Source organism: Desulfotruncus alcoholivorax DSM 16058 (assembly GCF_000430885.1).
Taxonomy (GTDB): domain Bacteria; phylum Bacillota; class Desulfotomaculia; order Desulfotomaculales; family Desulfallaceae; genus Desulfotruncus; species Desulfotruncus alcoholivorax.
Map to the genome: position 1 here is coordinate 128,061 of NZ_AUMW01000009.1, position 16,694 is coordinate 144,754.

Here is a 16,694-nt window from a genome sequence, read left to right on the forward strand (position 1 = left end):
TCAGACAATCTCCTTTAACATGGCGTCGATCATCGACTCCATCTGATCGTCGGTAAACCCTTTCAAGTTGATGGCGTTGGCGGGACACACCGGCGCGCAGCCGCCGCAGCCCTTGCATACCGCCTCATTAACCACGGCAACTTCTTTACCCCGGTGCTGCCCCTTTTCAATGGCCGAATACGGGCAAGCGCCGGTGCACACGTCACAGATCTTGCATTTGTCCGGATCTATCATCGCAATGAGCGGCTCCAGTTCCACGTAACCCTTCTTCAAAATAGACGCGCTCTGGGTGACCGCCGACAGCGCGGAGGCCACGCTTTCAGCCGAATTTTTGGGCCCCTGGCAGGTGCCGCAAATAAACACTCCGTCCACCACGGTTTCCACCGGGCGCAATTTGGGGTGAATTTCATTAAAGAATTTATCCCGCCCTACAGGCAGTTTTAACACGTCCACCAGTGCATTGTTGCTCCGGGGCACCATTCCTGTAACCAGCACGACCAGATCCGCCGGTATCACAATTTCTTCCCCAAAGGTTAACAAGTCTTTAACGGTTACTTTCAACCTGCCGCCGGCATCCTTCTGAATTTCCGGGGGCTCAGCGTCGCTGTATCTGATGAAAACCGAACCTTTATCCCTGGCCTCGGTATAGAGTGCTTCGAATTTGCCATAGGTCCTCATGTCCCGGAAAAGGTGGAACTGGCGAATTTTCGGGTCGGCTTCAGCCGACTCGATGGCTGCGTGCACCGCTGCGTTACAGCAGTAGCGGGAGCAATATTTGTTGGGATTATCCCCGGTTTGCTGCCTGCTGCCCACGCAATAAACGTAAACCACGCTTTTGATTTCCCGGCCGCCCAAAGCCGGCTTGCCGCCTGAATTGTCCAGCATCGCCTTGTATTCCGCCAGGGTCACCACGCCGTCGATCCCGTAACCGAACTCGCCGGCAGCGGGCTGGTAATCCTCAAAGCCGGTGGCCACAATGATTGACCCGACGCTGGCCTCAACGGTCTCAACTTTTTTGCCGCCAACCTCAATTTTTACTGTGAAGTTTCCGATACTGCCGGATTTTCCCACCAGTTCCGCGCCGGTAAAGAGAGTGATATTTTTTCTTTTTTTAACCTCATCAACGAGCTGACTAATTATTTCCCGCCCGTTTTTGCCGTGGGGATACATTTTCCCCAGACCGGCAACTCTACCGCCCGGGGCAGTTGACTTCTCAACCAGGATGACGGAAATGCTCAAATCCGACAGGCCCACTGCCGCCCGCAAACCGGCAATCCCCGCACCTACGATTAGGACCTTGGGCACGGTATCGATTTTTATCGGCTCCAGCGGCTCGGTTAAAGCTGTCCGGGCAATCCCGCCCCTGATCAGCCTGATGGCCTTTTCCGTTGCCCCCGGTTTATCATCGGTATGCGTCCAGGAGCACTGCTCCCTGATATTCACCTGGGTGTACTGGTAAGGGTTTAAGCCCGCCCGCCTGGCAACTTCACGAAAAGTAAACAGGTGCAGTTTGGGGGAGCAGGAAGCCACCACGAGCCCGTCGAGGTTTTGCTCCCGGATATCCTGGACCATCTCCTGCTGGGTGGCATCGGAGCAGGTAAACATGGCCGTTTTGGCAACCACCACTCCCGGCTCGCCCTGCACAGCCTCCCTGACCTTTTTCACGTCAACGTAGTCCGAAATATTCCCGCCGCAGTGACAAATGTAAACACCTATTTTCCTGTCACTCATTTGCTCATCCTTGTCCTTTCAACGTAAGCGGCCGCCTGGGCCGCAGCCGCCCCCGCATGCAATATGGAATCCGGTATGTCCTTGGCGCCGGAAGCCGTCCCGGCCACGAACACGCCGTCAATGCTGGTTTGGGCTGGATTGATATCTTCATTAATTTCTTTAACATAGGAGAAATCGTCTGCTTCCAGTTTCACGCCGCTGAACAGGTTGAACACTTCCGCATTGGGCAGCAGCCCCACGGAAAGGACCACCAGGTCGTGTTCAGCCTGGCTCAGCTTGCCGCCATTGTCGATATCTTCGTAGTAAAGCACCAGGTTGCCGTCTTCTTTTTCTTCCACTTTGGCCACCCTGCCCTTGACAAAGTTGGCTCCCATGGCGCCGGCCTGCTGGTAGAATTCCTCATAGCCCTTGCTGAACGCCCTGACGTCAATGTAATAAACAGTAACGTCAGCCAGGGGCAATGCGCCCATGATCAGCTGGTTTTGCTTCACCGAGTACATACAGCAAACCCTGGAACAAATTGGGTTATCAACGGTGCAGTCCCTTGAGCCCGTGCACAGGACAAAGGCTATATTATCGGGAACTTTGCCGTCGCCCGGCCTGAGGACGGTGTTGTAAGGCCTGGTGGGGGCAAGCAGCCTATCCATCTGCATACCTGAAATTACGTTTTTATATTTTCCGTAACCGTATTGTGTTTTCAAACTGGCGTCAAACAGCTTGAAGCCTGTTGATACGATAACAGCGCAGGCCTCTACTTCTACCCGTTCCTCTTGCATGGTCATATCTATGGCGTTGGCCGGACAGGTTGCGATACACTGGCTGCACTCGGAACAGACACCGCAATCCAGGCAGCGGCCCGTGCTGTACCAAACATCTTCTTCGCTCAAAGGGGCTTCAACTTCGGAAAAGTCCCTGACGCCCCTTTTTAAATGTTCAGTGGCAGCTACCGGCTCAAGTTTTCGGTAACTTTTTTGCCTGGCAAGCACCTTTTGCTGATCGACCGGAGGCAGCCTGTAATTATACCCGGCTCCGGCCAGTTCTTCACCTTTAAGGAACCGGTCAATAAAGAAAGCGGCTTTTCGGCCCTGTCCCGCCGCGTTGACAATCATGGAAGGACCCGTTACCACGTCGCCTCCGGCAAACACATAAGGAACCGAAGTTTGTAAAGTATCCTGATTGACCATGATTGTGCCGTTTTTATTTAATTCCAGCTCAGCCTTGAATGACCGGGTGTCAGGCCCAAGCCCCACGGCGGTTATGACCATATCGGCCGCTATTTGATGCTCCGACCCCTTAACCGGCACCGGCTTTCTCCTCCCGCCGGCATCGGGCTTACCCAATTCCATTTGAATAGCTTTAACGGCAATCACCCTGGCACCGTCGCCGATAAATTTAAGGGGAGCGCTGAGGTACCTGAACTCAACGCCTTCCTTTTCCGCGCCCTCAATTTCCCAGTGGTGGGCAGGCATTTCTTCGCGGCTTCTCCTGTACTGCACAATCACTTTTTGGGCACCCAGGCGCACCGCCACCCGGGCCGAATCTATGGCCACGTTGCCGCCACCCACAACAACCACGGTCTTGCCGGTCAAATCAATTTTTTGGCCCAGGTTTATTTTACTTAAAAATTCCAGCGCATTCATCACGCCGTCCAGGTTTTCCCCGTCCACCTGGAGGCTCCTGGCAACCGGTGTTCCGGTAGCCACAAACACAGCGTCGAAACCCTGTTCCTTTAACGCTGCCGGGTTTTCCACACGTGATCCTGTTTCAATTTCCACACCCAGGGCGGTAACATTTTTAATATCCCTGTCAACGACGTCCTTGGGCAGCCGGTAGGCGGGAATGGCCAGTCGCAGCATCCCGCCGGCCTGCTCCGCCGCCTCGAATATTTTTACCTGATAACCTTGGCGGGCCAGGTGCAACGCAGCAGTCAAACCCGCGGGGCCGGAGCCGACAACGGCCACTTTTTTTCCCACCGTTTCCGGAAACCGGCGCTGCGGTTCGGGATTTTCTCTATAATGAGTGTCGGCAATAAAGCGTTTAATTCTTCTGATCGGCAGCGGCCCCTCCAAACTGCCCCTGGTGCACTCTCCTTCGCAGGGGGCATAACAGGCCCGCCCCAGGCTGCCGATAACCGGAGTGGTCTCCAAAATCAGGTCAAAGGCCTCCTTATATTTTCCGACCCTGGCCAGGGCCACGTATCCATGGGCCTTGATGCCGGCCGGACAGGTATAAGAGCAGGGCGATGTGCCTTCCCTTTCAATGACCGCCTTTTTGGGGACGGCTTGGGGAAAAGCGATATAAGCCGCTCGCCTTGCCACCATGTCGGAATTGTACTGGTCCGGCACGGCCACATTGCAGTTCATTTCGCACTGCCGGCAGCCGGTGCAGGCGGCGGAATTGACAAAAGTAGGCTTTTTCCGCACTTTGGCTGTAAATTTGCCGTTTTTACCCCGCTTGATTTGCTCCACTTCCGAATAAATCATGACGTCGATATTGGGATGGTGCGTGGTAGCCGCCATTTTGGGAGTGGAAATACAGCTGGCGCAGTCCAACGTCGGGAACACTTTGCTGAGCAGAATCATTTTGCCGCCCACGCTGGGCTCTTTTTCGACAACAAGCACCTTGTAACCCATATCCCCCAGTTTCAGGGCTGATTCCATCCCCCCGATACCGCTTCCTACAATGAGAATGTCATAATTCATAGCTTTATCCCTTCCTGGCAGGTCCGAGAGTTTTTATCTTCTCGGAAAAGTCTTTAATTTGGTTGGTAAAAGGCTCGGCACAAACGGAACATATCGCCGCCATCTTGATTCTTTCAGCCTCGTAACCGTTTTTAACGAGCATTTCCTGCGCTCTTTTAACAATGTGGGAAGCTCTTTCCGAACAGTCCGGCAGGTAGGCGCACTCTTCGCCGTCAGAAGCGATAAAGATTCCGTCAAAGCCTTTTTGCACCGCATGCAACATCCACTCGGGCTTGATGCCGCTGGTACAGGGCATGCTGATCACAATTACCGTGGGTGGGTAGTGCATGTGCGAGCTGCCCGCCAGGTCAATGCCCGGATCGGAAATGTTATTTGTTGAAAAGGCAAGGATTCTTGGAGCAAAACCCTTGCCTTCTTTGGTTGTTTCAGCCATATTTACTTCATCCTTTTAATGTACAGTTTGATGTCACCGGCATCTTCAACCATGCCGAGGAACTCGTTGCCGGTCTTTTTGCACCAGGCCGGCAGGTCTTTTTTGGTACCCGCGTCGGATGCCAGCACTTCCATGATTTGTCCGGGCTGGATTTCGGCAATTGCTTTTTTCGCCGCCAGGATCGGCCCCGGGCAGGATGTGCCTCTTGCATCCACAACCTTGTCGGCTTTGATGTTTTTCAACTCTTCCGGTGTCATTTGATCTTCCTCCTTAATTAATTAATCAATTTTTAAGATTTGATACCCTACCAGGGTATCCAAACTATTTCTTTTTAAGCTAATAACCTTGGAGAATACGACTCACCAGGTAAATTTGATGTCCAAATATTAATATACCTATACCCCCAAGGGTATCTTAATATAAAATTACTACACGGGACATGTCGTTGTCAACCCCCAATTACCTTATTTTATTGTTGGATTTTAATATTGTGCCAGCTAAAGATTTTGGTTATAATCAAATCAATACCCGAAGGGGGTAACTATAAAAAATGAATTGGCAGGAGAGTGTTATTATGCCCAGAACAAAAAGCGCAGCCAATAATAAAAACAATGAAAGTACCGGAGAAACAACAAGGGATACCCTAGATAAGAAGACCCCTGCCGGCGACCCGGCAATTCAGGCCGAGGTGCTCAGCAGGTTGAAAAAGATTGAAGGACAAGTTCGTGGCGTGCAAAAGATGGTACAGGATTGCCGCAATTGCGGTGACATCGTAATCCAGCTCACCGCCATCAAAGCGGCGATCAACAGGGTAGGCGCAACTGTGCTGGCCTTCCACCTGGCTGATAAAATCAAAAACGACCTCAGTCAAAATAATGATATTAATGCTTCACTAACCGAGTTTATGAATATCTTCAAAAAGTTTTCTTAACTGCCGGCGCACCCGGAAGCGCGCTATTTTTTAAATTCAGCAATTATGCGCCGACTTTCACAAAATAATAAAAACCTGTAATTATTTATGAGTTGTTGCAGGATTATTGAATTTCATTCAGTAATGCTTAAAGTGAAATAATTAACCTTTTAAGGAGGCGCGTATTTTTGCAGGGTGTTTTAAAATTCATCCCCATTGTCGAAACAATAAGTACATATAAAAAGGAATATTTTAGATTTGACTTCATTGCTGCGTTAACAGTCGCTGTCGTTGCACTGCCACAATCAATGGCTTATGCCATTATTGCCGGGGTCGATCCAGTTTACGGGCTTTATTCCGCAATTGTTCTTTCAATTTTAGGTTCTATATTCGGCAATTCCAATCATTTGGCGACAGGGCCAACCAACGCCATCTCGCTGCTCATAGCCGGCAACATGAGTGTTTATGTCGGGAAGCCCAATTTTTTGGAAATGCTGTTTATGCTAACCTTCCTTGTCGGCGCTATCCAATTCTCCATGGGCGTTCTTAAACTGGGAAAACTGGTTAACTACGTGTCCCATTCCGTCATCGTCGGCTTTACCGCCGGGGCGGGTGTTATTATCGCCCTGGGCCAACTTAACCAACTGTTTGGTATATCTCTGGGGAAAGGCAGCCATTCCACCCTGGAAAAAGTTGCAGCAACATTCAGTCATATCGGGGAATTAAATTATTACGCTTTGGGTCTGGGATTGCTTACGATAGTTGTTTCAGCGGCCGCCAAAAAAATTAACAAGAACATCCCGGGCGCGCTGCTCAGCCTGGTCATCTGCGTTATCCTGGTGATAACGCTGGGCCTGGACCGCTACGGCATTAAATTGACGGGAGAAATACCTTCGGCAATCCCGCCCTTCACCATGCTAAACTTTAACTTACATAATATCGGGGAGCTGATGAACGGCGCATTGGTTATTGCGGTTATCGGTTTGGTGGAGGCCGTCTCTATTTCCAAGGCCATATCAGCCCAATCATTGCAAAAGCTTGATTCCAACCAGGAATTCATCGGACAGGGCGTAGCCAACATGGGCGGTGCATTTTTGGGCTGCATCGCGGGGTCCGGTTCATTCACCCGTTCGGCCATCAACTTTCAAAACGGCGCCGTAACCAGGCTGTCCGGAGTCCTGGCAGGCGTCCTTGTGATGGTAATACTTCTATTTATGGCCCCATTTGCCAAATTTATACCGAATGCGGCACTGGCAGGCGTAATCATGGTCGTTGCCTACTCCATGGTCGACAAAGAAGCATTTAAAAAAGTCTTCCGATCCAACAAAAACGATGCAGCTATAATGATGGTCACTTTTGCTACAACCATCCTGGCACCTGAACTGGAATATGCCATTTACGCCGGCATTTTAATTTCACTGCTTTTATTCCTTAAAGACAATGGGAACGCTTCGGTCCGCATGCTCTCATTACTGGGGAAAGAGGGCGGTTTTATTGAAACCGACGTCCAGCGGACGGTTCATTCCCCGATTTCCATTATTCAATTGGAAGGCAATTTATTTTTCGGCAACTCGGCAGACCTTGAGGAAAAGCTTGCCGGCGCCTATGGAACCGCCCGGGTTTATATTTTAAAATTTAACGCAGTAACCATGATGGACATAACCGCCTTGGAAGCAATTGAAAACTTTATCACCCGGGTACACAGAGAAGGGAGAAAAGTTTTGCTGTGCGGCGTCCGGCGGGAGCTAAAAGAGAAAATGGAGCGGTGCCATCTGATTGGCCATGTAGGAGAAAGCAATATCTTCCTTGCTGAAAACGAAGTCCTTAAGTCCCTGAAAAGCTCCTTGCACCGGGCCGAAATCTTATTAAAGGGTATCAGCCAGCCCGAGCCGGTTGCCCAAACGGTTGAAAAAGCAATATTAATCCCTGCGGCTTCAGCAGTTTCACCGGCCAAAAGATTTGCCGGCTGGATGGAAAAGTTCCTCCAGGAGCCCTTTTACCAGGCTGAGCTGTTAAAAACCCAGGCTTTCGGTGGGAATTAGAAAAACAGAAAACCCTCCCGCGTTATAAAAACCGGGAGGGTTTTTGTATCAGGCAACGCCTGCCAACAGCGTGGCTTTTGTTTACCTAACTACTATATACGCTTTATGCCAACTGTTGTGATAATAGTACTGTACATTGCCATTGTGGTCGCGGTAGCGGTACCAGTTACCGGCACGGTCGGGGTCCATGAAGAAATAATGGGCAATACCGTTGTCATCAAGGTAGTAGTAAATAGCGCCGTCTCTATCCCAATCAAGCCAACGACTGGCTGTATAACCAAAATGACGACCGCCGCCAAAATCAAAGGTATAGTCACCGCTGCCATAGTCACTGGACCAATAGTGGCCGTGCTGACCGTTGCTTACCCAACCGCTGTTGTCGTTTACGTAAACAGTATAGTTATGTGGATAAGCGAACGCGGCTGATGCGACACTGATTGAAAACAACAAAGCCAACACTATAATTAAAGCTTTTTTCATTCTGTCTCACCTTTCTGTTAATTGGTTTTTGGGCCTGTTAATTAGTTTTAGGCCTACCTACCTATATTAAGTTATTTGAATATGACAAGCAAACTTTTTACCACCAATTTACCATTGTACTTTCTTGTATTAAAACCAATTCTTACAGCCGGCAAAATAAAAACGGGCCAGCAATGCTGCCCGGTGTCTATTGACAATATCTGTTTAAAGTAATAGTACCAATAAGGGTAATAATATGCTTATTCAAACTTTTTAACACCAGCATCAAAAGCTAATGAGGTGTAAAAATGGAAGCCCGTGTCAAGGCCGGCTGGATTTCCGTAGCAGGAAATGTCATTTTAATAGCGCTCAAGCTTAGTGTGGGAATCCTCACCGGCACAGTAAGCGTGATAGCCGAGGCAGTGCATTCTGTAACCGACCTTTTGTCCTCCTTTATTGCCCTTTTTGCGGTAAAAAAGGCAGGAATGCCATCGGATGAAAAGCACCCGTATGGCTATGCCAAAGTGGAAAATGTGTCCGCCACAGTTGAGGCCTTATTAATTTTTTTAGCCGCCTTTCTGATTATCAGGGAATCGATTATTAAAATACGCTATGGCTCTGAGCTAACGCCGGTGGGCTGGGGTATAGCGGTGATGGGCGTATCAGTGGCTGTAAATATACTGGTATCTCTATATATGTCCAGGGTAGCCCGAGACGATCGCTCCATCGCCTTAGAAGCTGATGCGATGCACCACTGGACTGATGTTTATACTTCTCTTGGCGTTTTACTGGGGTTGGTGTTAATTCATTTCACCGGACTGGCCTGGTTAGACCCCGCCGTAGCCATAGGCGTGGCTGTTTTCATTATTAAGGCGGCCTGGGACATTACCAGAGAATCTTTCTCCCCATTAATGGATGCCTCAATCAGCCCTGATGAAATAAAACAGATTAAGCAGGTGCTGGATACATATCAGGATGAATATATTGAGTACCACAACCTGCGCACCAGGCGCGCGGGCAGCGAAATATACCTGGACCTGCACCTGGTTACCTGCTCGCGCATGAGTGTGAAACAGGTCCATGACCTTAGCGATGCCATTGAGGAGAAGATTAAGGATATCTTTCCTCATTGCCACGTGCTCATTCATGCTGAACCGGGTCAGCAGCAGAGCAGGTGCGACGCCTGCGCCAAGGGTAACGGGCCTGGTCGCAGGGGGAAAAGGTGTGAGCCAAGGCCTTATTACAAAAAAATACCTGATAAGGATACGGCAAAGAATACCGAATAAAGAATTAGAAAAAAAGTGGCTGGAGACTTGCACCTCCAACCACTGGATTTTTTGTAAGGCTTATAAGCTTGGTTTTTTGTTTTATACGGTGATTTTAAATTCTTCCTCTTTCCCTGGCGATGCGCAGGAATTGCTCCTGCTTATTGGCCGGGGGAACGTGCAGCACAGACCGGCGGGACATTGTCAGCGCGCCGGTGGGACAAGCCGATGCGCAGGCGCCGCAGCCGATACACAGATCTTTTTTTACCGCCGCTGTTTCATCACCGTCCACTCCTGCTTCCAAAGCGACGGCATTGATATGACAGCTCTCGGCGCAGGTGCCGCAGCCCGTACATTTATCAATGTCGACTTCAGGGATAAAGTTACTGGGATGCACCGAGCTAATCCCGGATTTATTAATAGAACTTAAAACCCCACAGCAGCAGCCGCAGCAGTGGCAAATATAAGCAGGTTTATTCAGGACATTATCCCCAAGGTGCACCAGTCCCAGTTTTTCAGTCCGGTCCAGCACCCTGAGCAATTCATCAACCGACGCCGGCCTGGCCAGCCTCCTGCTGATCAGCCATTTAGCGGCACCGCCAAGGGAGGTGCACACATCTTCAACAGGGGCATCACACGCCTTACCCAGGTGACTTGCTTTATGCCGGCAGGAACACATGCCCAGGGACCCTCCGCCTGACTCGCGTATAATCTGAGAAGCTTTTTCGTAATCCAATACCTCGGTTTCAACAGCAGCGGGAATAAGGCTCTCATAAACCAGTGTTTTAAACATTTTGGTTTCCCCGCCGAAAAATTCCTCCCGCACACCTTCGCTATTAAAATATTTCTCAAAAAGCTCAGCCAGTTCTTTCATGTTAAGGTTTTCCCCGACCCGCATAAAGGTATATTCAAAAAATCCCACCACCATAGGCGCCAGCATATAATACGTCCCGTCTCTGCGGGCCAGATCCAACACCAGACCTTTTTCAGCCATGTCGTTAAGTATCCTGGCCATGTCCTGTTCTTTATAACCTGTGGTGCCTGCAATTCTTTCCAGACTCACCGGCAATAAAGGGAATTTGCTGCCCACCTCGGCCTCGCTTTGGGTGAACAGCCGGTAAAGTATTTCCATCAGGGTTTCATTTACCGGAGCCCCAACAGGGTTTTTATTCAAACGCTCTGCCAGGGCACTGTAAACCGCTTCCTTGGAATCAATTAAGTGTCCCACACAACCCACCTCCGAATAGCTTTCATTTAATTAATTATACTGTTATTGACAAAGTTATCAAAGAAATACTTTTTAGCTATCCGAAGTCAAGCCCACCATATCCAGGAGTTTCAAGGTCAAGCTAAGGATAATTGACACCACTGTAGCCAAACCCATCCCTGTTAAGCTCACCGCACCTAATTCCACGTGTGCCCCGCTTATACCGATAATCAATACGATAGAGGTTAAAATTAAATTCCTGGGCTTGCTGTAATCAATTTTCGATTCCAGCAGAATACGAATACCTGAGGCCGCGATGACGCCGTAGAGCAGCAGAGAGACGCCGCCTATTACCGCCGAAGGTATGCTTCTGATCGCCTCGGCCAGTGTGCCGACAAAGGACAGCAAAATAGCCATAATTGCTGCCCCGCCGATTACCCAAACGCTGTAAACTTTAGTTATGGCCATAACACCTATATTTTCACCGTAAGTGGTATTGGGAGTGGAGCCGAAAAAGCCGGAAAGCATGGTGGAAATACCGTTGCCCAGCAGGGAAAGATGAAGGCCGGGCTTTTTGGCCAGATCCCTGCCCACAATATTTCCCGTGACAAATAAGTGGCCGATGTGTTCGGCAATAACTACCAGTGCGGCGGGAATAATGATAGCAATGGCGGCAGGATTAAACTCCGGTTTATAAAGGGTGGGAACAGCAAGAACCGGAGCCTGCAAAATCGGCGTGATATCCACCAGGCCAACGAAAAAGGCCAGGGTGTAGCCCGCTATTATACCAATCAAAATAGGGACAATCGCCAGAAACCCGCGGAATATTACCGATCCCAAAATAGTTACAACCAGCGTAAACATCGAAACGGCAATAACCTTGGGGTCAGGGGTTTTATCAAGCAGCCCGGCACTTTTAGCCGCAACCGGAGCCAGTTCCAAACCTATTACAGCCACAATGGCGCCCATGGCTGCAGGAGGAAAAACGACATTAATCCAACCGGTACCGGCAACCCAAATGATTAAGGCCACCACAGAAAAAACAAGCCCTACGATAATAAAACCACCCAGAGCCGCCTCATAGCTATACTTGGACAATACCAGGGTAACAGGTGAAATAAAAGCAAAGCTGGAACCAAGGTAAGCAGGAATGCCTCCCCGGCAGATTAACAAATACAGCAGCGTACCGATTCCGTTAAATAAAAGTACGGTTGCCGGGTCTACTTTAAATATTATCGGCACCAGAACGGTAGCCCCAAACATGGCAAAAAGGTGCTGCAGGCTGAGAGGTAAAGTTTGTAATAATGGAAGCCTTTCCTCAACCTGAATGGTCCTCTTGGACAATTATTATCCCTCCAATGTTATGTAAAGTTGATTATGGATGTAAAGCTAAAGCAAGTAAAGCCTGTCCCCCGCGTCACCAAGTCCCGGCACGATATATGCCTTTTCGTTCAGCCCGGGATCAACCGCTGCTGTTATAATTTTGACCTCAGGATACCGGCTGTGCACCTGGCTGATACCCTTTTTAACCGAAACGGCGCAAACCAGCGTAATTTGCCCGGGCCGGTAACCCTTCTCAATAATCATTTCCAGGGCTTTAACACTACTGTTGCCAGTGGCCAGCATAGGGTCCAGCACAAATATTGTGTCGAAACCGTCATTAGATTCCGGAACCGAGTTGCAGTAAGGGCAGGCCTCCAGGGTGTCATGGTCCCTGGACACTCCGATATGGGCTACCTTAGCTTCCGGGAGAAGCTGCAAAAAAGAATTCAAGAAACCAAGCCCTGCCCTAAGAATTGGCACCAGCAGCACCCTGTCATCCTGAACCCGCAGGCAGTCGGCCCCGGTATCCAGCGGCGTAATCACATTTTCTTTGGAATATTTTAAATCTTTTGCGGCCTCTACGGCTAAAACCAGGCTTAGTTTATCCATGGCGCTTCGGAAATCCCTGGTTCCGGTCTGCCTGCTGCGAAGAATCCTCAGGCAATCACCCGTCAACGGGTGGTCAACAATGTGCAAAGAACTCATTTTTTCCCTCCATTGAAAATTTATTGATAAACAAAAACCATACTTTAATTCGACAATAGCTGTCATTATCCTGTCTGGCAAACAAGTTTTACATCTAAGTATTCTCATGGAAACCAATGATCAATTCCTTCAAAATAAAAAATGTCCGGGACACAGAGACAGGTACTGCTTACCGGGCACTGGGTTCTTTAACCCATCAGCCCGGCGGGCGCGCCAGGGCAAACATCAAGAAAGGGACAGGGTTTCTGTCCCTTTTTCATCTCATAAATTCGTTTGAAATATATAACCCAACCAAGCGGTTGGGTAAATTTTTAATCAGTGCGTTGTTAAACATGAAATGTAAAGAATGTCCCTATTACCTTAACTAAAAAAAAACGCATCGAACCAGGACAATGCAAGGTAAATTTAATTCCCAGGTGGCCGGGTGAAAATTGCGATTTTTACCCCATATTGCTTAATTGTTAAAATATATATTTTTTCCTTTTTGATTCGAATATCTCCTGTCCCTGACAAAAGCGCTTTTACCAAAAGTTTTGGCATATTTCTTCAACTCAGCCGATATTTGGACTATATCCTGCAAAGAAGAAGCTTGCCCCTTGTCGCCGCAATCAATAATGGCCATTGAGATGGCGGCTATTGAAAACCATTTACCGGTGCCGTCCCTGTCTTTTCCATGAATGCCTCCATGTTGTCTGTCTAAAGGGTCATAACGTTGGGGAATAATCCTAATGGTTTCCATTAATGCTTTTTTCACCGGATCATAACTTATTCCCTGCACCAAAGACATATCCATTTTTAAGAAATCCGGCCTGATCATGGCTATGGCACTTAGACTGGAAAACCCCGACCCCACGTCGTCAACCGCCACCATATAACCTTGATCGCGATAATGATTGAGAGTTTTTTGGAAGTTGGGAAAATTTGTCGCATCGGTGTGCTCTGTAATCTCAAAAACTATATTGTTTGGCTCAACACCAAGAGCCCCAACATATTTTAAAGTTTCACCACTGACAAAATTGGGGTCGCTTATTGTTCCGGGGTTGATATTGATAAATAGTTTTTGTTCGGATTTAAGATCTCCAATGGCTGAAAGCGCCTTCTTTCTGCATAATCTTTCCAAGGGATAGAGCATATCCACTTCTTCAGCAAAATTAAAAAGCGCCAAGGGAGAATAAAAGTGTCCATCTTTAGGACCTCTGGATAAAGCCTCCCACCCCAGCGTGCTACCGCTTTCCAACGAAATTATACGTTGAAAAACGACATTAATATTTTCTGTTAATAAAATTTTCTTAAATTCCTCCAGCAATCCGACCTTTTTGTAGTCCAACAGGCCATTGGCCACCTTTTGAGCTTCCCTGTAGGCTACATAAAGCTGGTGTTCCAAATCTTTCAAGCCGTTGATTGTAATTAAAGAGAACCCCAACCTGATATCAAAAGTCCACCCTGTTCGGGCAAAACAATGCTTGTTGATATTATCTTTAAGGGCGATGCCAGTAGTTATGGCGATGTTCTGCAGTTCACTCTCCCGATATTTGTTATTTGCACACAGTATTATAAAATCATCGCCCATGATCCGGTCCACAATCAATTCTTTGCTTTTTAACGACAGAATTTGCGGGAATACGGAATGAATTTGGGCGTTGACATATTTAAGAATGGATTTTGCCGCATCCAGCCCAAACAGTTGTTCAAACTTGCTGAAGTTAACCAGGTCAAGATAGAACAAAATGAACTTCCCGTTGACGTTCTTGATATTTGATGCAATTAATTTGCTGATTGGCCTTGTAACAATAGAGCCATTGTTGCTTTTACGCGCCATTATTTTTTTAAAAAATTCCAGATGCAATTGGAACACCTCATTATTATTCCGTATTCAGACATCCATACCGCCGGCGCGCCACCGGCAGAAGATGAAAGAGCCGGCCAACTCGTACATAATAAACTGAACTGCCAAGTTACTCACGTTTTTGTAGCGGAATTTAAATTAAACTCATTTAAATGTTCCTGAATTTTTACAGCCATCTCAGCAAGATGCCGGGCCAAGTTGGAAACTTGTAAAGCTGAAAAACATTCCTCCTGTTGCTGCTCGCCGTCTCCGGCAATATGCTGGATTGTAACCGCCATCAGGTCAATACCGGCAGCAACCTCCCTAATTTGCCGTGAAATCTCCATAATGTAACGGTCCGTTGCAGTTATTCGCTCAAAAACCCGGCCCAGCGCCTCCTGCGCTTTTTCAGAAGCAATTGAACCTTCTTGGGCCGCCGCATCGGCCTCCTTCACCTGTCCTTGCACCACCATGCTTTGTTTTTCAATATCGGCGGCAATAATCGTCATGTTTTTAGTCGATGCAGCCGTATCATCAGCCAAACGGCGTACTTCGCCGGCCACCACCGCAAACCCCGGCCCCAACTCCCCGGCTCTGGCGGCTTCGATGGAGGCGTTTAAAGACAACAGTCTGGTTTGCTCCGATACCTCTTTAATAAAATTCAGCATGTCATTAATCTCTTGGATATTTTTGTCCAATTGCCGCATTGTAAATGTTCCCCGCGCGGTAATTTTCAAATTTTCTTCTATTCTGGCCACCACGGTCTTTAATGACGCCATTCCCTGTTCGGATGCGAGCATCATCTCACGGCTGGCGACCTCGGCCAGGGTTACCAGTTCAGCCAAAGATTTCACAACTCCGTTGATAGCCATTGCCTTGGCTTCAGTAGCCGCAACATTATCCAATTGGTTTTTGGCCACCAGTTGCATCTTTTGACTTGTGGACAATAAGCCTGAACCTGTCTCTTTAAACTGGTCGATCATATTGCCCAGTTTAGCCAGCATGTTGAATCAGCACAAATATTTGGATGATCAGTATTGCAATGCTTATAAGCCGGCCAATTTCACACTTTGCCTCGCGAGAATATACTAAATAAATGATATAAACGATAAATTAAACTATGAATACTGAACTATTGACGCTGGTTGATGCCCATATTTAGGGTCGGAGTGGTTAATAGCACTATAAACAACTTTTATTAACCAATTGTGAATTATGTTTTAGGTAAATGATTATGATGTTAAATTTTAGTTAAGCGCAGCTTGGGGCCGAAGGGAAAACGAAGGGACCGTCCCCGTGGCGTAGCTAATTAGATATCCATGCTGTCTGCATGGCACCAGCAGAAGGATGAAAATTTATTTTCAAGATAGGATACGGCATGCCGTAACCCTACAGCCGTGTCAAACCCCTCTAAAATAAAAGAAACCCTTTACTTTCGGGGAAAGGGTTTCTTGAAAAAATTTTCATTTTTTAGTATCCGCGCTTTTGGTTTAAATTATTAATTGTAAAGCCAGGTCCTTAATTGCCTTGTTGTTATAGGTTTTGATAAGTTCCTCTGAAACATCATCGGAAAAAACAAAAGTCTTTGTTTCCTCCTGGTTTAAAGAATTAAGCTTCTTTTTTTAAATACAGAATAGTATTACATCCTGTTTTCCGTCCACACTCATCATGATAACGGGAATGTTGGGATAATGTTTCCCAATGTGGGCGGTTTTTGTCAAGATAGTTGTCGCATAAATGTTTAAAAAATAGTATTTTACCTACGCCGGTCTTGACTCCATGTGCTAGTAATAGGGTTACCCGACCGACGGATATACGCCAATGAATAAATTGGGTATACGGTCGGGTCTATTAAGTCTAGCACATGGGTCAAGACTCTCGCTTCGCTCGACCGCAAGCGGCGGCTGCTTGTTCTTAAGACCATATATCTCCCCTCCCTTTGGAGACCGCCTATGATTTTATTTACCGGGGTATATGTCATTAAATTAAGCAAAACACTTTTCCTTAGATGCCGGTTCTTTAACATGTTCAGGATTAAGCCAAACAATCTCATCTAATGACCAATCTCTGGTTGGGCCTGACCATCTCTCTG

The 16,694-nt window shown here is 47.8% G+C and carries 13 protein-coding genes; 3 read left to right on the forward strand and 10 right to left on the reverse strand.

The features are described 5' to 3' along the window. From H569_RS0105010 to H569_RS0105025, 4 genes are read right to left on the reverse strand one after another with little or no spacing between them, the layout of a single operon-like run. Entirely contained in the window at window positions 1-1,731 is a 1,731-nt protein-coding gene (locus H569_RS0105010; protein WP_027364108.1) for a CoB--CoM heterodisulfide reductase iron-sulfur subunit A family protein, read from the reverse strand. After that, window positions 1,728-4,433, reverse strand: a complete 2,706-nt coding sequence (locus H569_RS0105015) for an FAD-dependent oxidoreductase (RefSeq protein WP_027364109.1) — start codon at window positions 4,431-4,433, stop codon at window positions 1,728-1,730. The genes H569_RS0105010 and H569_RS0105015 overlap by 4 nt, the downstream gene beginning before the upstream one ends. A 4-nt stretch (window positions 4,434-4,437) precedes the next feature. Then, complete coding sequence (locus H569_RS0105020) at window positions 4,438-4,866, reverse strand: hydrogenase iron-sulfur subunit (RefSeq protein WP_027364110.1); 429 nt, start codon at window positions 4,864-4,866, stop codon at window positions 4,438-4,440. A 2-nt stretch (window positions 4,867-4,868) separates the two neighbouring features. Further along, entirely contained in the window at window positions 4,869-5,123 is a 255-nt protein-coding gene (locus H569_RS0105025) for a sulfurtransferase TusA family protein (protein WP_027364111.1), read from the reverse strand. 317 nt (window positions 5,124-5,440) lie between these two features. Between H569_RS0105025 and H569_RS0105030 the strand changes: the two genes are divergently transcribed. Both H569_RS0105030 and H569_RS19250 read left to right on the forward strand, forming a co-directional pair. Beyond that, window positions 5,441-5,797 (forward strand): metal-sensitive transcriptional regulator, encoded by a 357-nt coding sequence (locus H569_RS0105030; protein WP_081410883.1) that lies wholly within the window; start codon window positions 5,441-5,443, stop codon window positions 5,795-5,797. Between the two features lie 167 nt (window positions 5,798-5,964). Continuing rightward, window positions 5,965-7,818: a SulP family inorganic anion transporter gene (locus H569_RS19250; protein WP_081410881.1), complete on the forward strand. Its 1,854-nt coding sequence runs from the start codon at window positions 5,965-5,967 to the stop codon at window positions 7,816-7,818. Window positions 7,819-7,899: 81 nt separating this feature from the next. On the opposite strand, the gene H569_RS0105040 is transcribed toward H569_RS19250, so the two are convergent. Beyond that, complete coding sequence (locus tag H569_RS0105040; RefSeq protein WP_027364113.1) at window positions 7,900-8,298, reverse strand: hypothetical protein; 399 nt, start codon at window positions 8,296-8,298, stop codon at window positions 7,900-7,902. Between the two features lie 287 nt (window positions 8,299-8,585). Here H569_RS0105040 and H569_RS19255 point away from each other — a divergent pair, with 287 nt between their 5' ends. Continuing rightward, window positions 8,586-9,563 (forward strand): cation diffusion facilitator family transporter, encoded by a 978-nt coding sequence (locus H569_RS19255; RefSeq protein ID WP_051273279.1) that lies wholly within the window; start codon window positions 8,586-8,588, stop codon window positions 9,561-9,563. A gap of 94 nt (window positions 9,564-9,657) precedes the next feature. Here the strand turns inward: H569_RS19255 and H569_RS0105050 are convergent, their stop codons facing one another. From H569_RS0105050 to H569_RS0105075, 5 genes are all read right to left on the reverse strand, one after another. After that, on the reverse strand, window positions 9,658-10,770 hold the full coding sequence (locus tag H569_RS0105050) for a 4Fe-4S binding protein (RefSeq protein ID WP_027364114.1): 1,113 nt from the start codon (window positions 10,768-10,770) through the stop codon (window positions 9,658-9,660). A 72-nt stretch (window positions 10,771-10,842) separates the two neighbouring features. Further along, window positions 10,843-12,093 (reverse strand): uracil permease, encoded by a 1,251-nt coding sequence (uraA, locus tag H569_RS0105055; protein ID WP_027364115.1) that lies wholly within the window; start codon window positions 12,091-12,093, stop codon window positions 10,843-10,845. A 45-nt stretch (window positions 12,094-12,138) separates the two neighbouring features. Continuing rightward, entirely contained in the window at window positions 12,139-12,777 is a 639-nt protein-coding gene (upp, locus tag H569_RS0105060; protein ID WP_027364116.1) for a uracil phosphoribosyltransferase, read from the reverse strand. 454 nt (window positions 12,778-13,231) lie between these two features. Then, entirely contained in the window at window positions 13,232-14,623 is a 1,392-nt protein-coding gene (locus H569_RS19260; RefSeq protein ID WP_051273281.1) for an EAL domain-containing protein, read from the reverse strand. Window positions 14,624-14,736: 113 nt separating this feature from the next. Beyond that, window positions 14,737-15,606 (reverse strand): methyl-accepting chemotaxis protein, encoded by an 870-nt coding sequence (locus H569_RS0105075; protein WP_027364118.1) that lies wholly within the window; start codon window positions 15,604-15,606, stop codon window positions 14,737-14,739. Window positions 15,607-16,694 lie beyond the last annotated feature (1,088 nt).

Coding starts and splice junctions, on each gene's coding strand:
- H569_RS0105010 (WP_027364108.1), bottom strand. CDS start 1,731: ATGAGTGACAGGAAAATAGGTGTTTACATTTGTCACTGCGGCGGGAAT.
- H569_RS19255 (WP_051273279.1), top strand. CDS start 8,586: ATGGAAGCCCGTGTCAAGGCCGGCTGGATTTCCGTAGCAGGAAATGTC.
- H569_RS0105030 (WP_081410883.1), top strand. CDS start 5,441: ATGCCCAGAACAAAAAGCGCAGCCAATAATAAAAACAATGAAAGTACC.
- H569_RS0105040 (WP_027364113.1), bottom strand. CDS start 8,298: ATGAAAAAAGCTTTAATTATAGTGTTGGCTTTGTTGTTTTCAATCAGT.
- H569_RS0105075 (WP_027364118.1), bottom strand. CDS start 15,606: ATGCTGGCTAAACTGGGCAATATGATCGACCAGTTTAAAGAGACAGGT.
- upp (WP_027364116.1), bottom strand. CDS start 12,777: ATGAGTTCTTTGCACATTGTTGACCACCCGTTGACGGGTGATTGCCTG.
- H569_RS0105025 (WP_027364111.1), bottom strand. CDS start 5,123: ATGACACCGGAAGAGTTGAAAAACATCAAAGCCGACAAGGTTGTGGAT.
- H569_RS0105020 (WP_027364110.1), bottom strand. CDS start 4,866: ATGGCTGAAACAACCAAAGAAGGCAAGGGTTTTGCTCCAAGAATCCTT.
- H569_RS0105015 (WP_027364109.1), bottom strand. CDS start 4,433: ATGAATTATGACATTCTCATTGTAGGAAGCGGTATCGGGGGGATGGAA.